The organism is Glycomyces sp. MUSA5-2 (genome assembly GCF_037034145.1).
GTDB classification, from domain to species: Bacteria; Actinomycetota; Actinomycetes; order Mycobacteriales; family Micromonosporaceae; genus Glycomyces; species Glycomyces artemisiae.
This window is the reverse complement of record NZ_JBAGKG010000001.1, coordinates 708,294-728,102: the sequence shown is the minus strand read 5'-3', so window position 1 is coordinate 728,102 and position 19,809 is coordinate 708,294. Positions and strand designations below refer to the sequence as shown.

Annotated in this window: 19 protein-coding genes; 15 read left to right on the top strand and 4 right to left on the bottom strand. The window is 73.6% G+C overall.

Annotated features, from left to right (window positions below):
• Positions 1-40: 40 nt before the first annotated feature.
• Positions 41-1,558, bottom strand: coding sequence for a PucR family transcriptional regulator (locus WA640_RS03465; RefSeq protein ID WP_335986063.1), 1,518 nt, complete (start codon positions 1,556-1,558; stop codon positions 41-43).
• A gap of 267 nt (positions 1,559-1,825) precedes the next feature.
• Here WA640_RS03465 and WA640_RS03460 point away from each other — a divergent pair, with 267 nt between their 5' ends.
• From WA640_RS03460 to WA640_RS03400, 13 genes are all read left to right on the top strand, one after another.
• The gene (locus tag WA640_RS03460; RefSeq protein WP_335986061.1) at positions 1,826-2,533 is read left to right on the top strand and encodes a 2-oxo-4-hydroxy-4-carboxy-5-ureidoimidazoline decarboxylase; all 708 of its coding nucleotides are present in this window, start codon (positions 1,826-1,828) and stop codon (positions 2,531-2,533) included.
• On the top strand, positions 2,530-2,958 hold the full coding sequence (gene uraH, locus WA640_RS03455) for a hydroxyisourate hydrolase (protein WP_335986060.1): 429 nt from the start codon (positions 2,530-2,532) through the stop codon (positions 2,956-2,958). The genes WA640_RS03460 and uraH overlap by 4 nt, the downstream gene beginning before the upstream one ends.
• Positions 2,959-3,807: a factor-independent urate hydroxylase gene (pucL, locus tag WA640_RS03450; RefSeq protein WP_335986058.1), complete on the top strand. Its 849-nt coding sequence runs from the start codon at positions 2,959-2,961 to the stop codon at positions 3,805-3,807.
• On the top strand, positions 3,804-4,676 hold the full coding sequence (locus WA640_RS03445) for an FAD binding domain-containing protein (RefSeq protein WP_106361844.1): 873 nt from the start codon (positions 3,804-3,806) through the stop codon (positions 4,674-4,676). Before pucL ends, WA640_RS03445 begins: the two co-directional genes overlap by 4 nt.
• Before the next feature lie 244 nt (positions 4,677-4,920).
• Complete coding sequence (locus WA640_RS03440) at positions 4,921-5,385, top strand: (2Fe-2S)-binding protein (RefSeq protein ID WP_335986056.1); 465 nt, start codon at positions 4,921-4,923, stop codon at positions 5,383-5,385.
• A 91-nt stretch (positions 5,386-5,476) separates the two neighbouring features.
• A complete protein-coding gene (locus tag WA640_RS03435; protein WP_335986054.1) occupies positions 5,477-6,838 on the top strand; it encodes an 8-oxoguanine deaminase in 1,362 nt (453 codons plus the stop codon).
• A 181-nt stretch (positions 6,839-7,019) separates the two neighbouring features.
• A complete protein-coding gene (locus WA640_RS03430) occupies positions 7,020-9,209 on the top strand; it encodes a molybdopterin cofactor-binding domain-containing protein (RefSeq protein ID WP_335986053.1) in 2,190 nt (729 codons plus the stop codon).
• On the top strand, positions 9,206-10,225 hold the full coding sequence (locus WA640_RS03425) for an XdhC family protein (RefSeq protein WP_335986052.1): 1,020 nt from the start codon (positions 9,206-9,208) through the stop codon (positions 10,223-10,225). Before WA640_RS03430 ends, WA640_RS03425 begins: the two co-directional genes overlap by 4 nt.
• A 98-nt stretch (positions 10,226-10,323) precedes the next feature.
• Positions 10,324-10,731, top strand: coding sequence for an allophanate hydrolase-related protein (locus WA640_RS03420; RefSeq protein ID WP_106361848.1), 408 nt, complete (start codon positions 10,324-10,326; stop codon positions 10,729-10,731).
• An 88-nt stretch (positions 10,732-10,819) separates the two neighbouring features.
• Positions 10,820-12,172, top strand: a complete 1,353-nt coding sequence (gene allB / locus WA640_RS03415) for an allantoinase AllB (protein ID WP_335986051.1) — start codon at positions 10,820-10,822, stop codon at positions 12,170-12,172.
• Positions 12,169-13,179, top strand: coding sequence for an allantoicase (gene alc, locus WA640_RS03410; protein WP_335986050.1), 1,011 nt, complete (start codon positions 12,169-12,171; stop codon positions 13,177-13,179). The genes allB and alc overlap by 4 nt, the downstream gene beginning before the upstream one ends.
• A gap of 23 nt (positions 13,180-13,202) precedes the next feature.
• Complete coding sequence (locus tag WA640_RS03405; RefSeq protein ID WP_106361850.1) at positions 13,203-13,562, top strand: tRNA-binding protein; 360 nt, start codon at positions 13,203-13,205, stop codon at positions 13,560-13,562.
• A 120-nt stretch (positions 13,563-13,682) separates the two neighbouring features.
• Positions 13,683-15,248 carry an LPXTG cell wall anchor domain-containing protein gene (locus tag WA640_RS03400; protein WP_335986049.1) on the top strand — a complete coding sequence of 522 codons (1,566 nt, stop codon included), beginning with the start codon at positions 13,683-13,685 and terminating at the stop codon, positions 15,246-15,248.
• Between the two features lie 52 nt (positions 15,249-15,300).
• Here the strand turns inward: WA640_RS03400 and WA640_RS03395 are convergent, their stop codons facing one another.
• A complete protein-coding gene (locus WA640_RS03395) occupies positions 15,301-16,902 on the bottom strand; it encodes a sensor histidine kinase (RefSeq protein WP_335986048.1) in 1,602 nt (533 codons plus the stop codon).
• A gap of 4 nt (positions 16,903-16,906) precedes the next feature.
• A complete protein-coding gene (locus WA640_RS03390; RefSeq protein WP_335986047.1) occupies positions 16,907-17,584 on the bottom strand; it encodes a response regulator transcription factor in 678 nt (225 codons plus the stop codon).
• Positions 17,585-17,788: 204 nt separating this feature from the next.
• Between WA640_RS03390 and WA640_RS03385 the strand changes: the two genes are divergently transcribed.
• Positions 17,789-18,394: a PepSY domain-containing protein gene (locus tag WA640_RS03385; protein ID WP_335986046.1), complete on the top strand. Its 606-nt coding sequence runs from the start codon at positions 17,789-17,791 to the stop codon at positions 18,392-18,394.
• Positions 18,395-18,545: 151 nt separating this feature from the next.
• Here the strand turns inward: WA640_RS03385 and WA640_RS03380 are convergent, their stop codons facing one another.
• On the bottom strand, positions 18,546-19,136 hold the full coding sequence (locus tag WA640_RS03380) for a dihydrofolate reductase family protein (protein ID WP_335986045.1): 591 nt from the start codon (positions 19,134-19,136) through the stop codon (positions 18,546-18,548).
• 230 nt (positions 19,137-19,366) lie between these two features.
• Here WA640_RS03380 and WA640_RS03375 point away from each other — a divergent pair, with 230 nt between their 5' ends.
• A complete protein-coding gene (locus tag WA640_RS03375) occupies positions 19,367-19,762 on the top strand; it encodes a hypothetical protein (protein ID WP_335986044.1) in 396 nt (131 codons plus the stop codon).
• The last annotated feature ends 47 nt before the right edge of the window (positions 19,763-19,809 follow it).

Below are 19,809 nucleotides of genomic sequence, written 5' to 3'. Positions count from 1 at the left end.
TATGCGGCGGCGCCCCCTGCGCCGCCCGTCTGCGGGGCGGTCAGTCCAGGCTGACCGCCAGTGCGAGGTCCATCCGGTCGAGGGGGTTGCGCAGGTCGCGGCCGGTGAGCTCCTCCACGCGGCGCATGCGGTACCGGACGGTGTTCACGTGGACGTGGAGGCTCACGGCGCACTGGCGCCACGAGCCGTCGCATTCGAGGAACCGCCGCAGGGTCGGCAGCAGGTCGGAGCGGTGGCGCGCGTCGTATTCGAGGAGCGGGTCGAGGACGCGGGTGCGGAACGCGCGCGAGACGTCAGGGGGGACGGCCGCCAGGAGCATCCGGTGCGACACGAGGTGGTCGGGTTCGGCGACCTCGATGCGGCCGGGCCGCGGCTGCGCGAGGGCGGCGGTGTGGCGGGCCTGTTCGAGCGCGCCGCGGAGCCCGCCGGGGGAGGCGACGGGGTCGGCGATGCCGACGCCGATCGCGCCGGTCCCGCCCGGATGGGCCGCTTGCAGGACCTTGGCGCTGCGCCTCGCCCATGCGACGAGGCGGGCGCGCTCCTCGGGGAGCGCGGCCTTGCCGGCGAGGACGGCGACGGTCTCGCCGCCGCGGCTCGCCCACGCCGCCGCGGGCGGATCGAGCGGGTCCTCCATCGTCGCCGCCGTGGCGTAGTGGAGGACCTCGGCGATGACGGTCTCGCGCAGGGCCTCGGACTCGCCGGTCGCGGCGATGACCGTGGCGGGGCCGTCGGCGGGCAGGCCCGCGGAGCGCAGCAGGTGCTCGTCGGCGCGGCCCTCGCGCAGGGCGGTGACGAGCTCGACGTGCGGGGCGGGGCGCTGCGACGGGTCGTCGAGTTCGAGCATGAGCAGGGCCGAGAGCTGCTCGGCGACGAGGCGGCGCTCGTGGGGCCAGCGGGTGTGGTCGTCGCCGACGACCAGGAACCGTCCGGTGTGGATCGTGGAGCCGATGCCGAAGACCGAGTAGCAGCGGTGCCGGTCCAGGGTCACCTTCTGCGGCAGCCGGTCCGCGGCGTGCGCGCGGGCGACGACCGCGGCCCGCTCCGACTCGCCGAGCTCCAGGCTCCCGCGCAGCGCCCGTCCCGCAGGGGACAGGACCAGGCACTCCATGCCCAGCTCGCGGTCGATGAGTTCGAGGATCTGCCCGATCCCGTCGGCGGCGATGAGCCGCCGGTGCCGGTCCAGCAGCGACGCGAGGTCCCCGGAGCGGCCCGCGGAGAGGCGCTGCACGATCCGCTCGGTGATCTCGGCGAACGCGACCTCGGCGTCCACGGTGAACAGCGGCAGGTCGTGCTCGGCGCACGCGTCGACCAGGTCGGAGGGCACCGAGTGGAAGTCCGGGTGGTCGCCCGCGCCGAGCGCGGTCACTCCGGCGGCGATCAGGTTGCGCACGAACGCGTCCGAGTCCCGCTCGGCCCGGCGCCACATCATCCCGGTGAGCACCAGCTCGCCGCCGGACAGGTACCGGCGCGGGTCGCGCAGGTCGGTCGGCACGACCCACCGGACCTCGCGGTCCAGGTGGTGGCGGCCCGACACGAGGGTCAGGCCCAGTTCCGGCATCTGAAGCAGGGTACGCAGTCGCATGTTGGCCCCCAGGGGGTCCGGCCTTCTCAGGCGGGTTCGGGACGCGGTGGATACAGCCACCATAGCCCCGCCGACGGACCGACTTTGGACGATCCTCCAGCATTTAACGGCCGGGAAACCAAGGTTTCATAGGCGTTGACAATGCCTTCTGCCTCGCGTTTCGGCTTCAATTGCCCGACGCGGCGGCAAACCTGCCACGCTGAGGGGACACCTCGGGAGACCGGACGCGAACGGGAGGCGCCGATGTGGACGATCGCAGGGTTCAACACGGCCGACGCCGAGTCCGCGACCCGCGTGCTCGCGGCGTGCTGCGCCTCGCCGGTCTGGGCAGAGGGACTCGCCACAGGCCGCCCCTACGACTCGCCGGCCGCCCTCACCGACGCGGCCCTCGCGGCCTTCGACGCGCTGGACGACGCCGAGATCGAGCGGGCGGTGGACGCCCACCCGAGGATCGGCGGCGCGGCTCGACCTGCGCAGCCGGTCGCGGTCCCGGCCGGGTTCGGCGCGACGGCGGACGGCACCGACGGATCCGCTGAGCGCGCGCAGCCCGCCACCGCTCCAGCCGGTTCCGGCACTGCGGCGGAACGCGTGGGCCGTACGGCCGGAAGCGCGATCGCCGACGAGGCCGGACCGGCGCCGGGAGCCGCCGCCGATCGCCGAACGGCCCCGCTCTCGGGCCCCGAGGCCGAGTGGTCCCGCGGCGAGCAGGCCCGCGCGATGACCGCCGACGCCGCCGTCAAGGCCGACCTCGCCGACGCCAACGCCGCCTACGAGCGCCGCTTCGACCGCGTGTTCCTCATCTGCGCCACCGGCCTCGCCGCGGCGGACATCCTCGCTGCGGCCCGCCGCCGCCTCGGCAACGACGACGCGACCGAACGCGCCGAGACCCGCGCCGAGCTCCGCAAGATCGTCGCGCTCCGGCTCGGCAAGGCCTTCGGGGAGGACCGATGAGCGCCACACCGGCGAACGCCGACCGCACCGGCGCGGCGTCCACGAGCCCCGAGTTCGTCGGCGCCGATGCCGCGGGCGCGGCCCCCGAGGTCGAACCGCCGACCGCGACCGTCTCCTCCCACGTGCTCGACGCCGCCACCGGCCGCCCCGCCGCGGGCGTCCGGCTCACCCTCCTGCGCCGCGACGGGGACGGCGCCTACACCGAGGTCCGCACCGGCAGCACCGACGACGACGGCCGCGTCGCCGCCTGGCGCACCGAGCCCGGCGTGCACCGGCTCCGCTTCGAGACCGGCGCCTGGTTCGCCGCCCGCGGGACCGACACGTTCTACCCCGAAGTCGAGGTCGCCTTCACCGTCGGCGACGGCCACCACCACGTCCCGCTCCTCCTGAGCCCATTCGCCTACTCCACGTACCGAGGCAGTTAGATGAACGCACCCGAACCGGGCTTCACCTTGGGCCCCAACAGCTACGGCAAGTCCGGCATCCGGCTCGTCCACGTCGACCGCGCCACCGCGCGCCACGCGATCCGCGATCTCACCGTGCACACCGCGCTCGCCGGGGACCTCGACGCGACCCACTACACCGGCGACAACGCCGGCGTCCTCCCCACCGACACGCAGAAGAACACCGTGTACGCCTTCGCGCGGGACGGCGTCGGCGCCCCCGAGGCGTTCGCCGAGCGCCTGGCCCGGCACTTCGTCGACACCACCCCCTCCATCACGCACGCCCGCGTCCGCGTCGAGGAGCACCCGTGGACCCGCATCGGCGACCACTCCTTCGCGCGCGGCGACGGCGGCGAGATCCGCACCGCCGAGGCCGCCTACGACGGCGGGGCCGCCGCGGTCACCGCCGGCGTCAGGGACCTCCTGCTCCTCAACACCACCGACTCCGAGTTCAGCGGCTTCCTGGCCGACGAGTACACGACCCTCCCCGAGACCGACGACCGCATCCTCGCGACCGCGGTCACCGCGACCTGGGCTTACGCGACCGTACCCGCGGCGTACGACACCGCCTTCGACGCCGCCCGGACCGCCCTCGCCGCGGCGTTCGCCGACACCTACTCGCTCTCGCTGCAACAGACCCTCTACGCCGTCGGCGAGCGCATACTGAAGGCGGTCCCCGAGGCCCGCGACGTGCGGTTGTCCCTGCCGAACCGGCACCACTACCTCGTCGACCTCGCGCCGTTCGGCCTCGACAACCCCGGCGCGGTCTTCCAAGCGGGCGACCTGCCCTACGGGCTCATCGAGGGCACGGTCCGAAGGGAGGCGGCATGAGCGTCGCGACCCGCGCCGACTTCCACCGCCCGGCGGCGGTGGGCGAGGCCGTGCGCCTCCTCGCCGAGCACCCCGAGGCCGTCCCGGTCGCCGGGGGCACGGACCTCATGGTCGCCGTCAACTACCGGCACGCCCGGCCCGAGGCGATGCTCGACCTCACCGGCCTCGCGGAACTGCGCGACTGGACCGACGAAGGGGACGCCGTGCGCATCGGCTCGGGCGTCCCGTACGCGCGCATCACCGCCGAGCTCGCGACGGTCCTCCCGGCCCTGGCCGCCGCCGCCCGCACCGTCGGGTCCCCGCAGATCCGCAACCGCGGCACCCTCGGCGGGAACCTCGCCACCGCCTCGCCCGCGGGCGACGGCCACCCGCCGCTCCTCGCCACGGGCGCGACCGTGGAGATCGCCTCCACCAGCGGCACCCGGACCGTCCCGATCGGCGAGTTCTACCTGGGCCCCAAGCGCTCCGCGCTCGGCCCGGGCGAGCTCATCACCGCGGTCACTGTCCCGAAGGCCGCCGGGCCGCAGCAGTTCCTCAAAGTGGGCACCCGCAACGCCATGGTCATCGCGGTCTGCTCCTTCGCCCTCGCGCTCGACCCCGACGCGCGCCGCCTCGGCACCGGCATCGGCTCGGCCGGACCCGTGCCGCTCACCGCGCCCGACGCCGAGGCCCTCGACCTGCCCTGGAGCAGCCCGGGCCGCTTCGACGACGCCCTCGCCGCCGAGTTCGGCCGCCGCGTCGCCGCGGCCGCCCGCCCCATCGACGACGTCCGCGGCACCGCCGACTACCGCCGCCACGCCCTCGCCGTCTGCGCCGCCCGCGCCCTCCGCCGCGTATGGACGACCGCCCACGACAGGAGCCCCCGATGACCATCAGCACGACCACCGCCGACATCGCGCCCGGCCGTGAACGGCCCCGGCACCCGGACCGCCCGTCCCCGACGGCGCCGCCCGTCGGCGGCGCCCCGAGCACCCCAGTGCGGGCGATCACCGCACCTGCCCGTCGAACCCGCTCATGCCGCCCTCATCGGGCGACGAGTGCGATCGCTCGCAGCGGCGTCCCGAGCGCCGTTCACCCCGACCGCGTCCGGCTCACCCGTGTGCGGAGGCCCCGATGCGCGTGACCTTGCACGTCGACGGCGCCGAGTTCGCCGCCGAGATCGACCGGCCCGGCGAGAGCCTGCTGTCCACGCTCCGCGACCGGCTCGGACTCACCGGGTCCAAGAACGCCTGCGAACAGGGCGAGTGCGGGTCGTGCACCGTGCTGCTCGACGGCGCGCCCGTGTGCGCGTGCCTCGTGGCGACCGCCCAATGCGAAGGGCGCGAAGTCAAGACAGTGGTCGGCGCCGTGCCGCGGCCGGTGCGCGACGCGTTCGTGCAGTGCGGGGCCGTGCAGTGCGGGTTCTGCACCCCGGGGCTGCTCGTGTCGGTCGCCGACCTCCTCGAACGCGACCCCGACCCGGGCGACGCGGCCATCCGCGAAGCCCTCGCCGGGAACCTGTGCCGGTGCACCGGCTACGAGAAGATCATCGACGCCGTCCACACCGCCGCCGCGACGCTGGCCGGTGAGCGCCCGTGAATCATGCCATCTCCCCACCTCCTTCCGCATCCGCTCCGGGGACCGCAAGCCTCCCCGGCAGGTGTGACAATCCGACCCCGGAGCGTGTCCGATGAGCGCGATCGTGATCGAGAACTCCTTTGTGGCCGCCGTCGACGGCGCGGGCACCGAGCACGCCGCCGGGCACGTCGTCATCGAAGACGGGCGCATCACCGCGGTCGGCCCCGGCCCGGCCCCGCACATCGAAGGCGCGCAGCGCATCGACGGGACCGGCTGCCTCGCCACCCCCGGCCTCGTCAACACCCACCACCACCTGTACCAGTGGGCCACCAGGGGATACGCCACCGACCACACGCTCTTCGAATGGCTCGTCGACCTCTACCCCGTGTGGGGGCGGCTGCGCCCCGACCACGTGGCCGCCGCGAACACCGCCGGACTCGCGTGGCTCGCGCTCTCGGGATGCACCACCGCCGCCGACCACCACTACGTCTACCCCGGCGGCCAGGCCGCCGAGCTCGTCGACGTGCAGGTCGCGGCCGCCGCCCGCATCGGCGTCAGGCTCCAGCTCGCCCGCGGCTCGATGGACCGCGGCGTCTCCGACGGCGGCCTGCCGCCCGACCGCATCGTCGAGGACCTCGACGCCGCGCTCGCGGCCACCGCCGAAGCCGTCGACCGCCACCACGACCCCTCCCCGGAGTCCATGCTGCGCATCAGCGTCGCGCCGTGCTCGCCGTTCTCGGTCTCCACCGAGCTGCTCCGCGAATCCGCGGCGCTCGCCCGCGACAAGGGCGTGCGACTCCACACGCACCTGTGCGAGACGGTCGACGAGGCCGAGTTCTGCGCGGAGGTCCACGGCTGCGACCCCGTCGAGTACATGGACCGGGTCGGCTGGATCGCCGACGACGCCTGGCTGGCGCACGCCGTGCACCTCGACGACCGCGCCCGCGCCCGCCTCGGCGCGGCCGGGACCGGCGTCGCGCACTGCCCCTCCTCCAACGCCCGCTTGGGGACCGGCCTCGCCGACGTCCCCGGGATGCTCGCCGCGGGCATCCCCGTCGGCCTCGGCGTCGACGGCGCCGCGAGCCAGGAGGCCGGGCACCTCGGGGAGGAGCTGCGGCAGGCCGTCTACACCGCGAGGCAGCACCACGGCCCGCACGCGATGGACGCCCGCACCGCCCTGCGCCTCGCCACCATCGGCGGTGCACAGGTGCTGGGCCGCGAGACCGAGATCGGGTCCCTCGAACCCGGCAAGCAGGGCGACGTCGCCCTGTGGGACCTCACCGGCCTCGGCCACGCCGGGATCGCCGACCCCGTCACGGCCCTCGTCCTCGGCCCCGCCGCGCCCCTGCGGCTCCTCGCCGTCGCCGGACGGGCCGTCGTCGCCGACGGCGAACTGCGCACCGCCGACACCGAGACGCTCGCGAAGGACCTCGCCGCCGCCAGCGCCGACCTCAGGGAGGCACCCGATGCCTGAACCCGCCGAGACTCCGACCCCGCCGCCCTGGGCAGCCGGCGGGGTCGGGCAGACACCCGACGGTGAAGCCGCGGAACGAACCCCGGTCGCCGCCCCCGGCGGGCCATCGCCGGTCCGCGGCACTTCCGGGGGGCCGTCTTCCGGCGACGCCCCGCGGGGAACCGGCCTCTCGACCGGGCGCGTGCCCGGCGGAGGCGTCGGGGACTCGCCGATCCGCCCTGAAGCGGAGTCGAAGGTCAACGGGGCCTTCGACTACGCCTCGGACCTCGCGTTCGAGGGGATGCTGTGGGGCCACACGCTCCGCAGCCCCCACCCGCGGGCGCTGATCCGGTCGATCGACACCGCCGCCGCGCTGGCGCTCCCCGGCGTCGCCGCGGTGCTCACCGCCGCCGACGTCCCCGGGAAGCTCCACTACGGGCTCATCGAGGCCGACCAGCCCGTGCTCGCGCCCGGCGAGGTCAACTACCAGGGCGAGCCGGTCGCGGTCGTCGCCGCCGAGACCCTCGACCTCGCCCGCCGCGCCGCCGAGCTCGTCGACGTCGTGTACGAGGTCCTCGAACCGCGCTGCGACGCAGGCGAAGCGGTCGCAGCGGGGGAGTACTTCCGGTACCAGCCGGTGCGGCTCGGCGAGCCCGTGACCGCCGAAGCGGCCGTCGTCATCGCCCGCGAGTACGAGGTCGGCATGCAGGACCAGGCGCCGCTCGGCCCCGAGTCCGGCGTGGCCGTCCCCACCGGCGACGGCGGCCTGGTGCTGCACGTCGCGACCCAGTGGCTCCACTCCGACCTGGAGCAGATCGCGCCGTGCCTCGGCCTCGCGCCCGAGCGGATCCACCTCGCCATGGCCGGGATCGGCGGCGCGTTCGGCGCCCGCGAGGACCTGTCCGTGCAGGTGCACATGGCGATGCTCGCCCTGCGCACCGGCAGGCCCGTGAAGATGATGTACGACCGGGCCGAGTCGTTCCTCGGCCACGTCCACCGCCACCCCGCGCGGATGCGCTACGAGCACGGCGCCGACGAGGACGGCCGCCTCGTCTACGTCAAGGCGCACATCGTCCTCGACGGCGGCGCGTACGCCTCCACCACCGAAGCGGTCGTCGGCAACGCCGCGTCGCTCGCGGTGGGCCCCTACAAGGTCGGGCACGTCAGCGTCGACGCCTGGGGCGCGCGCACCAACAACCCGCCGTGCGGGGCGATGCGCGGATTCGGCGGCGTGCAGACCTGCTTCGCCTACGAGTCCCAAATGGACGCCATCGCCGACGCGCTCGGCCTCGACCCCCTCGAAGTGCGCCGCCGCAACGCCCTCGCCCAAGGCGACAAGCTCGTCAACGGCCAGGTCGTCGACGCCTACGACCCGACCAGGGCCGTTGACGGACAGCCGTTCTCGCCGCTGCGCGACCTCCTCGACCGGTTCGCCGACATCCCCGTGCCGCCGATCCCCGCCGGGCGCGACATCGTCGAGCTCCCCGGCGGCACCGGCAACACCACCCACGGCGAAGGCGTGCGCCGCGGCGTCGGCTACGGCGTCGGCCTCAAGAACATCTGCTACTCCGAAGGCTTCGACGACTACTCGACCGCGCGCGTCCGCCTCGAACTCGACGGCACGACCGGGGAGCCCGTCGCCTTCATCCACACCGCCGCGGCCGAGGTCGGGCAGGGCCACTGGAACCTCCAGACACAGATCGCTCGCACCGAGCTCGGCGTCGAACGGGTCGTCCTGCTGCCCAACGACACTAAGGCCGGCTCGGCCGGGTCCTCCTCCGCGTCGCGCCAGTCGTACATGACCGGCGGCGCCGTCAAGGCCGCGTGCGAGGCCGTGCGCGACCTGTGGCAGGGCCGCGACCTCGCCGACGGCCCCATCGAGGCGACCCGCGTGTTCCGCCACCGCGCCACCAAGCCGATGGACCCCGTCACCGGGCAGGGCGACAGCCACGTGCAGCTCGCCCTCTGCGTCCACCGCGCCACAGTGGACGTCGACGTGGAGCTGGGGCTCGTCAAGGTCGTCGACCTCACTTGCGTCCAGGACGTCGGCAAGGCCCTCAACCCCGTCGCCCTCGAAGGGCAGATCCACGGCGGCAGCGCGCAGGGGCTCGGCCTCGCCGTCATGGAGGAGATCGTCACCGACGAAGGCCGCGTCAGGAACGCGTCCTTCACCGACTACCTCATCCCCACGATCCTCGACACGCCCCCGATGCGCCTGCGCATCGTCGAGAACGCCGACCCCGAAGCGCCCTACGGGCTCCGCGGCGCCGGAGAGCCCCCGACGCTGTCCTCCACGCCCGCGATCGTCGCCGCCATCAGGGACGCCACCGGCCTGCCGCTCACCCGCGTCCCCGTCAGACCCGAGCACCTCACCGTCCGGAGGCCGTCATGAACACCATCGCCGCCGTGCTGCGCGCCTGGATGCGCGAAGGCCGCCCCTTCGCGCTCGCGTCCCTCATCGGGACCACCGGGTCCTCGCCGCGCCCGCTCGGCACCGCGCTCGCCGTCGACGGCCAGGGAGCGGCCGTCGGCGGCGTCTCCGGCGGCTGCGTCGAAGCCGCCGTGTACCTCCGCTGCCAGGAGGTCCTCGACACCGGCACGCCCGCGGTCGAGTCCTTCGGCTACAGCGACGACGACGCCGTCGCCGTGGGCCTCACCTGCGGCGGCACCATGGACGTCCTCATCGTCCGCGTCGCACCCGACGACACCGCCATCGGCGCCGCGCTCGACGCGATCCTCGACGGCGAACCGGTCACGCTCGTCCGCGCCGCCGAAGGGCCCCGCCTCGGCCAGGCCGTCGCCATCACCGCGGACGGCTTCAGCGGACCGCTCGAACTCGGCGGCCCCGACCTGCCCGCCGCCTCCGGGCGCACCGGCGAGTTCGCCGTCGAAGTCCACACGCCGCCGCCGCGGCTGCTCGTCTACGGCGCCGTCGACTTCGCCGGTCCGCTCGTCAGGATCGCCAAGCAGCTCGGCTACCGCGTCACCGTCTGCGACGCCCGCCCCGTCTTCGCCACCGCGATCCGCTTCCCCGAAGCCGACGACGTCGTGGTCGACTGGCCGCACCGCCACTTCGACAAGGCGGCCGCCGACGCCGACACCGCGGTGTGCGTCCTCACCCACGACGAGAAGTTCGACACCCCCCTCCTCGAACGCGCCCTCGTCTCCGACGCCGGGTACATCGGCGCCATGGGCTCGCGCGCCACCCACCGCGACCGCCTCGCGCGCCTGCGCGACACCGGCGTCCCCGAGACGGCGCTCGCCCGCCTCAGATCCCCGATCGGCCTCGACCTCAACGGCCGCACCACCGAGGAGACCGCACTGTCGATCCTCGCCGAGATCACCGCCGTCAGGAACGGCGCCGCCGCGGGCTACCTCACCGAAGCCCAGGGCCCCATCCACCACTGACCCGCCGCACCCGCGCGCCCGCGGCGCCGCGGACCCACCGACAGCCCGAGCGGACCGGCCACCGAGCGCCGGGCCCGCGCGAACCGAAGGAGCCGACGATGGTCCACATGTTCCTCAACGGAGGCGGCATGAAAGGCGGCAACCTCCACCACCTCATCGGCGGCGCGCCGTTCCTCGGACCGGCCACGACCCTGCCGATCTACCGGCTCCACTCGGTCCCCCTCGACGGCGTCGCCGACGACCACCCCGCCCTCCAGGCGGCGCCCCCCGGAACCGGCGCCGCCATCACCGGCGAGCTCTACGACATCGACCTGCTCGTCCTCCGCACCTCCCTGCTCCCGGCCGAACCGCCGGACCTCGAACTCGGCATCGTGGGCCTCGCCGACGGCGCCGAAGCCCTCGGCATGCGCCTGCGCGACGACTGCGCCGGCCTCCCCGGCCTGACCGACATCACCGCCCACGGCTCCTGGCGCGCCTACAAGGCGACGAAAGCCGAATCCCGATGAGCCCCTTCGCCACTCCCGGCGGCCCCGACAACCGCGGCCGCCCCCGTCCCACCTCCTCCTCGTCACCACTCCTGCACCTGGAGTCACCATGATGGCCGACCCCTCCGACATTTCCGGGCCCGTCGTCTACGACCTGGTGCTCCGCTCCCGGCGGACCGTCCTCCCCGACGGCGAGCGGCCCGCCGCCGTCGCCGTCGCGGGCGAGCGGATCGCCGTCGTCGGCGACTACACGGAACCGATCCCCGCGCGCCGCACCGAAGACCTCCGCGACCTCGCGCTCCTCCCCGGGCTCGTCGACACCCACGTCCACGTCAACGAACCCGGCCGCACCGAATGGGAGGGCTTCGCGACCGCCACCCGCGCCGCCGCCGCGGGCGGCGTCACCACCCTCGTCGACATGCCGCTCAACAGCCTCCCGCCCGTCGTCGACACCGCCGCGCTCACCGCCAAGCGCGCCGCCGCCAAGGGCCGCACCTGGGTCGACGTCGGCTTCTGGGGCGGCGCCGTCCCCGGCAACGAGACCGAGCGCAAAGCGCTCCACGACGCGGGCGTCTTCGGCTTCAAATGCTTCACGGCCCCTTCAGGAGTCGACGAGTTCCCGCCGCTCGACCGGGAGGGCCTGCGCCGCGCCTGCGCCGCGGTCGCCGCCCTCGGCACCGTCCTCATCGTCCACGCCGAGAACCCCGCCCGCCTCCACGACACCGCTGCCGCCACCGCCTTCGCGGACTTCCTCGCCACCCGCCCGCCCGAAGCCGAGACCGACGCGATCCGCGACGTCATCGACGCCGCGAAGGCCACCGGTGCGCGCGTCCACATCCTCCACCTCTCCGCCGCCGAAGCCCTCGAACCCATCCGCCGCGCCCGAAGCGACGGCGTCGACATCACCGCCGAGACCTGCCCCCACTACCTCGCCCTCACCGCCGAGCAGATCCCCGACGGCGCCACCGCCTTCAAATGCTGCCCGCCCATCCGCGGCGCCGCCAACCGCGACGCCCTCTGGGACGGCCTCGCCCGCGGCGGCATCGACTTCGTCGTCTCCGACCACTCGCCCAGCCCGCAGGCCATGAAGACCGGCGACTTCGCCACCTCCTGGGGCGGCATCGCCTCCCTCCAGCTCGGACTCCCCGTCCTCTGGACCGAGGCCCGCACCCGCGGGCACGGCCTCGCCGACCTCGCCGCCTGGACCTCCCGCGGCCCCGCCGACTTCACGCGCCTCCACCGCAAAGGCCGCATCGCCGCCGGAGCGGACGCCGACCTCGTCGCCTTCGACCCCGAGCGCGAATGGACCGTCCGCGCCGCAGACCTCCACCACCGCCACCCCGTCACCCCCTACGACGGCCGCCGCCTCACCGGCGGCGTCACCGCCACCTGGCTGCGCGGCAAGCGCATCGACACCGCGGCCGCCCCGCGCGGCCGCCTACTGCGAAGGAGCCCGCGATGACCGACACCGCGCCCGCACCCGGACCCCGCGCCGCCTGGAACCTCCCCGACCTGGCCGCCCGCGCCCTCGGCGGCGCCGTCCTCGCCGCCAACGACGAGTCATTCGCCGAGAAGGAGAACCTCATCCGCCCCTACCCCGTCGTCCACGCCGCGCACACCTTCGGCGCCAAAGGCCAGGTCTACGACGGCTGGGAGACGCGCCGCCGCCGCGACGACGGCCACGACTGGGCCCTCATCCGGCTCGGCGTCCCCGGCGTCATCAGCGCCGTCGCCGTCGACACCGCCTACTTCACCGGCAACTACCCGCCCCGCGTCTCCGTCGACGCCTGCCGCGCCGACGGCCACCCCTCCGTCGCCGACCTCCTCAAGGCCGACTGGCGGACCATCGTCCCGGTCTCGGACGCCAAGGGCGACAGCCGGAACGAATACGAGGTCGCCGACCCCGCCCGCTACACCCACGTGCGCCTCAACCTCCACCCCGACGGCGGCGTCGCCCGCCTGCGCGTCCACGGCACGCCCGTGCCCGACCCCGCCGGCTTCGCCGACCTCCCCCTGGACCTCGCCGCGCTCGCCAACGGCGCCGCCGTCACGGGAGCGTCGAACGCCTTCTACTCCAACCCGACCGGCGCGATCATGCCCGGACTCCCCGCCAGCCAGGCCGACGGCTGGGAGACCGCCCGCCGCCGCACCCCCGGCCACGAATGGCTCGACGTGCGCCTCGCCGGGCGCGGCGTCGTGCGCATCGCCGAACTCGACACCACCCACCTCAAGCACAACGCGCCCGGCTGGGCCTCGATCGACGCCCGCGACGGCGCCGACACGTTCCCCCTCCTCGAACGCACCGCCCTCCAGCCCGACACGCCCCACCGGTTCGTCCTCCCCGGCGACCGGCCCGCGACCGCCGTGCGGCTCAACATCTTCCCCGACGGCGGCATGGCCCGCCTCCGCCTCTACGGCCGCCTCACCCCCGAGGCCCTCCGCGACCTCGAAACCCGGTTCCGCTCCTGAACACCCGGCGATATCCTCCCCGCATGGCACACCAGTCACCCGCGGACGGGCACAGCAGCGCCGACGACTTCTTCCGCACCGAGATCCGCACCGGCCGCATCGAACGCGCCGAAGTCTTCGCCAAGGCCCGCAAGCCCGCCTACAAGCTCTGGATCGACTTCGGCGACCTCGGCGTCAAGCGCTCCAGCGCCCAGATCACCGCCCGCTACACGCCCGAGGAGCTCGTCGGGCGCACCGTCGTCGCCGTCACCAACTTCCCGCCCCGCCAGATCGCCGACTTCATGTCCGAAGTCCTCGTCCTCGGCGTGCCCGTGGACGGCACCGACGAAGTCGTCCTCCTCGCCCCCGACGCCGACGTGCCCATCGGCGCCCGCATCTCCTGAACCGCCACACCCCCGAATCAGTGCCGCAACCTCCAGGGGCGTCCGCGCGTTTCCCAGACATCAGCCCAATCGCCATAGGACGCTCAGCCCGCGCCCCGGCGACCGCCCCTGGAGCGTCCAATGAGCACACCATCCATTCGGTCCCGCCTTGCGGCGGCGCTGGTCGCGGTCCTGGCGCCAGTGACCGGAGCGGGCGCCTTCGCCCCGCCCGCCGCCGCCCAGGTCTCCGAGCCTTCCGAGGTCGTCCTCGACCTCGACGGTCCGCTCGTCGCCGGAGGCCTGCCGCGCGCCGCCACGCTGGACGTGTCCTTCGAGGAGGACCCGACCGGTCCCCTCGTCATGGCGTTCGAAGTGGACGCGCCCGCGTCGACGGTTTATCTCGGCGTCGGCGACGGATGCAGCAACTACGACCCTTCGGCTTACATCGAGTGCGAGATCGCCGATCCCGGCACGGAGAACCACTTCCTCTTCCCGATCGGCGCCGCGACCGGCACCGAGCTCGGCGAGTACGACTACACGCTCACAATCTTCTACGGCGAGGTCGATACCTATACCGAGACCGGCGCCGTCGAGGTCGTCGCGGACCGCTATGAGGGCACCTTCACCGGATACTCGGTCGAGAACACGGCCTTCACCGGCGTCGCCCCCGGAGCCGCGGTCGACGTGAACCCGCGATTCAGCACTGACACTCACCTCCCGGATGACCTGTACGTCATCGTGGCCTGGTTCGGCACCGGTCTCACGGCCATGGGCGCCGAGGGCGTCGGCAACCACGCGCCATGGGACAACTGCACGCCGAACACCTGGGAGCCCCAATTCGACGGGTACTTCTGCTTCTTCACCGGCTTCGAGGACTCCCCGGGCACCGCGTTCGAGTTCACCGCGCCGATTGAGTACACCGTCGATTCGGACGCTCCCGGGCCGCTCGCGGTCTGCGGCTGCGGATACCACGTGTTCGCCCTGAACCAGGCCGTCTTCGAACGCGACTTCGGCGAGCCCTGGTGGGACGAGGGCTCCTCGAACCTGCTCGGCCTCGTCACGGCCGCCGAGCAGGAGCCGATCGACGGCGACCGCTTCGGTGACCTGACGATCGAGACCGCCGACCGCCCCTACGACCTCACGGTCGAAGGCGCCGACCTCCGCGGCGGCGAGGTCGAGCTGACCATCCCGATCGGCAACGACGGCCCCGCACGGGCCCTCAACCGCCCCGCGTTCGAAGGCGAGCCGTCCTACTTCGTGCGCGGACAGCTCCCCGCGGGCGCGGAGGTCGTCTCGGTCGACAACCCCGACGGCAGCGGCTGGCGCTGCTTCGACGACGCCGAACTCGACGACCGCCGCGAAGCGCTCGAAGCCGACACCGAACTCGACCGCATCGACTTCGCCTGCGCCTTCTGGGGACTCAGCCCCGGCGAGTCGGTCGACGTGACCATCACCGTCGACGTCTCGGACGCCACGGGCGCGCCCGGCCGGGTCGAGGTCGACGCCTTCTTCCGGGGCGTCGACGGCGTGAACCTCGACGGCGACCTGTCGGACAACTCGGCAGCCCTCACGGTCGACGGCCGCTCGCTGCCGAACACCGGCTCGTCCACGATCGTGTTCGTGGCCGTCGCCGCGGGCGCGCTGGTCCTCGGCATCGCGCTCTTCCTCGTCGCGCGCCGCCGCAAGCCGCCCGCGGACCCCGCCTAGCGCCGCTGCCGCGGACTGGGTCGGCCGCGGTCGGCCCGTCCGCTGAACTCCGCTAGACGTCCGGTCCTGTCGCCCCCGCACGCTCGTGCGGGGGCCGCGGGTCGGCCCTGCGCAGCGCGAGTCTGAACATCGCACCTCCCTCCGGGGATTCGAGGACCTGCACCGTGCCGCGGTGCGCGAGCACCACGTCCTGCACGATCGCCAGGCCCAGTCCGGCGCCGCCGTCGTCGCGGCTGCGCGACTCGTCGAGCCGCACGAACCGGTCGAAGATCCGCCTGCGCTCCTCCGGCGGGACGCCGTTGCCGTCGTCGCCGACGTCGAGGCGCAGCCACTCGGCGTCCTCCGCGGCGAGCGTCACGGTCACCGCCGTCGCGGAGTGCCGCTGCGCGTTGTTGAGCAGGTTCCCGACGGCGCGCGCCAGGTGCCCGCGCACACCGAACACCGACAGGTCCTCCTCGACGTCGAGCCGCACCGGCACCCGGTCCGTCGCCGCGCGCCGCGCCACCTCTTCGCGCACGAGCTCGGTGAACGGCACCTCGGCGTGCGGCGGCCGCTCCCCGGCGTCGAGCCGCGCGAGCAGCAGCAGGTCCGCCGACAGGTCCTGAAGCCGGACGACGTCGGCGAGCGTGGCGTCGAGGTCGAGCAGTTCCGGGTGCTCCCTTGCGATCTCGATCTGGCTGCGGAGGATCGCGAGCGGGCTGCGCAGCTCGTGCGAGGCGTCGGCGACGAAGCGCCGCTGCTGCGACACCGCGTGGTCGAGCGCGGTCAGGGTCATGTTCGTGGTGACCGCGAGGCTGTGGATCTCGTCGCGGCTCGCGGGCACCGGCACCCGCCGGGACAGGTCGCCGCCGGTGATCGACATGAGCTCCTGCTGGATCGCGCCGACCGGGCGCAGCGCCCGCCGGGTCACCAGCCAGGTCACGACCGCGACGACCAGGAGCAGCGCGGGCAGCGTCCACCACATGATTGCGGTGACGCTGCCGACGGCCTCCTCCTGCGTCTCCAGCGACGACCCCGAGTAGACGTCGTACACCGTGCCGTCCGGCGCGGTGGCGCTCATGGCCGCGAACCGGTACGACGCGTCCTCGTCGGGGAGCGCCACCGTGGCGTACTCGATCGACGACCCGACCGCGCCGCCGGAGTCCTCCACCTCGTCGGACGGCGTCTCGTCGTCATCGCCGCCGCCGTGGTCGTCGTCCTCATCGCGGTCGTCGTCATCGTCGTCCGAGTCGTCTCCGCCGGGCGTGGGGGTCCCGTCCTCGGTCGGCGACTCCGCCGCGACGGGGTCCGGCGCCGGGGCGAAGCCGCCGATCGGGCCGAGCCCTTCGAGGTCCTCGCTCGCGGCGACGACCGTGCCGTCCGCCGTGAGGATCTGCGCGGCCTCGTCGTCGTCGGGCAGCTCGATCGCGGCGGGCGCGGTGCCGGAGGCGAGCTGGCCCGCGATCGAGCGGGCGCTCACCTCGGCGGTGAGCTCGGCGCGGCCGTAGAGGTTGTCGCGCAGGAGCGTCACGACGAGGAACCCCGCGGCGACGAGCGCGATCGCGACGACCACCGTGGCGCCCACCGTGGTGCGGGCGCGCACCGACTCGGGCCGCCACAGCAGCCTCCCGCCGCGGGAGTGGCGCCGCGACTCCTTGAGCGCCTGCCTCCTCACCCGCTCATCCACCGTCGGCCGCCAGCCGGTAGCCCGCCCCGCGGACGGTGGTGATGGCCGCCTTGCCGAAGGGCGCGTCGATCTTGCGGCGCAGGTTGGAGATGTAGACCTCGACGATGTTGACGTCGCCGTCGTAGGCGAAGTCCCACACGTGCTCCAGGATCTCCGATTTGGACACGACCTCCCCGGCGCGGGTGGCGAGGTATTCGAGGACGGCGAACTCCTTGGCGGTCAAGTCGACCGCGGTGTCGCCGCGGCGGCAGGTGCGGGTGGCCGGGTCGACGGCGAGGTCGCCGAAGCGCCACGCGGCGGGCCGCGAGGCCCTGCCGCGGCGCAGCATCGCCCGGATGCGGGCCTGGAGGACCACGAAGGAGAACGGTTTGGTGAGGTAGTCGTCGGCGCCCGTGTCGAGGCCCTCGGCCTCGTCGTACTCGCCGTCCTTGGCGGTGAGCATGAGGATCGGCGTCCCGACGCCCTCGTCGCGCAGGGCCGCGCACACCTGGTAGCCGTTCAGCCCGGGCAGCATGATGTCGAGGATGATCGCGTCGTACTCGCCGCCCCTCGCCATCGCCAGGCCGGTGCGGCCGTCATGGGCCAGGTCGACGGCGTACCCCTCGGCCGCCAGCCCGGCGGCGACCACCTCGGCCAGCCGCTGCTCGTCTTCCACCATCAGCAAACGCATGTCACGAAGCTTGGCACAAGGAACCTGAAGCTGAGCTGAAGTCGCCGCGCGGCCCGCGGTCTCGCGATCTGCCAGCGCAAACGCCGCATGCCTTCTGTCCTACGGCCCCAACCTGAAGCCGTCTTCAGGTGACTTCAGCTCAGCTTCAGGTTCGGTGGCGCATGGTTGCCCGCATCCGATCCGAACGGACCGAAAGGACCCGCCATGAACGACCAGACCCCGACCCAGGACCTCTCGAAGTTCGCGAAGGCCCGCCGCTTCACCGGCCGCCACCGCACCCTCGTGATCGCTGGCGCCGCCGGCGCGATCCTCCTCGGCGGCGGCACCGCCGCCGCGTTCGCGGCCGACGACGACACGTTCGACCCGGCGAACTCCGGCGGCGCGCAGACCGGCTCGACCGAGGAGCCGACCCCGGGCGGCGAAGAACCGACCCCCGGCGAGGAGCCGACTCCCGGCGACGACCGGGACGATGACGACGACCGCGGCGGCGACTGGGACGACGCGTGGGACGACCACGGCGACGACGACTTCGTCCTCCCCGACAACGCGATCGGCGAGGACGCGGCCGTGGAGGCCGCGCTGGCCGAGGTCGACGGCACGGTCCGCGAGGTCGACCTCGAAGGCAGCGCCGACCTCCCGGTATGGGTCATCGACATCACCGACGCCGACGGCATCGAGTGGGACGTCGCGGTCAACGCCCTCGACGGCTCGATCCTCGGCTCCCAGCAGGACGACGACTCCGACGACGATGACGACCACGACGACGACCGCTACGACGACGATGACGACGACTGGGGCGACGACGACTAAGCGCTCCGGACACAGGTCCGGTCCCGACCCGGCCCCTACGGGCCGGGTCGGGACCGGGGCGGCCGGGCGAGTCTCCGGCCGCCGGGACGGCCCGGGTTGCCCGGGAGTTCCGGCGGGACGGTGGGCGGCCCGCCGGAACCCCTTGCAGCCCTTAGTTCTTCACCCGGTAAGCGAGGTTGGCGAACTGGCCGATGGGCTTGGCCTCGATGAGTTCGAGGCGGTCCGAGAGGATGCGGCGGGGGAGGAGCTGCGCGCCCGCGCCGAGGAAGACCGGCGCGAGGCTGACGCGGATCTCGTCGAGGAGGCCCGCGTCGAAGAACTGGCCGACGAGGTCGCCGCCGCCGACGATCCAGCGGTCCTTGTCGCCCGCGGCCTCCACCATCGCGGCGTGGACCTCCCTGACGTCGCCCGAGGCGAAGGTGATGTCGGCGCCGGGGACGGCCGGAAGGTCGCGGCTGGTGAGGACCCAGGAGGGCTGCGGGTAGGCCCACTTGTCCGGGTGGTCGAGGAGCCGCTCGTGCCGGACGATCCACTCGTAGGTGGTGGAGCCCATGCAGACCGCGCCGATGCCCTCGAAGAACTCGGCCATCTCGTCGAGCGGCGTCTCGGCGGCCTCGCCGTCGGGCCCCGGCTCCTCGTCGGGGTGCCCGCCCGGGACGGTGAAGAGCCACTCCAGGGAGTTGTCGGGATCGGCAATGAACCCGTCGACGGTGGTCGCGGTGTTGTACACGGTTTTCGCCATCCCGCCATCCGATCACGGGCCACCGACATCGCGTCGGCGATCCGCCGACGGCCGTTTTCGAACACCCGAGCCCCGCGCCCCCGTTCGTGCGATCCGACGCGCCGGATCATTTCTGTCGGGTTCCCGACATTGACCGTTTTGCACCGGATTTGACCCTCGGGCGTACTTAGGTAAGGGGTGCGTCACAAGGCGCAGTCAGAACAAGTTTCACCAAAGGGGTGATCATGGTAATGAAGAGGATCTTCACTGCCATCGGTGTCGCGGCCGCAGTGCTCGCACTCTCGCTGTCGGCCACCTCCCCGGCCGCGGCGGCTCCCGTCGAAGCGCCGACGCCCGTGAAGTCGCGCATCGAGAACGCGGCGGCGCCCGACGCCGCCGTCGAGCAGCGCACCTGCCGGGCCCGTTTCGCGGAAGGGGTCAACCACCGCCTCCGCGCCGAGGCCGAGTCGGCGATCATCGGGTCCATCCCGGCCGGGACCTGGGTGCAGACGTCCTGCACCCGCGTCGCCGGCGGTGAATACACCGCGTGTGGCGTCTCCAGCGACTTCTGGATGGAGGTCTACTGGAACGGCAACTGGGGCCACAGCGCGTGGGGCTGCGTCAAGGACTGGGAGTTCACCTCTTAGGCGGACACTGAAGCGGGACAACGGACGGGGCCGGGAAGCGATGCTTC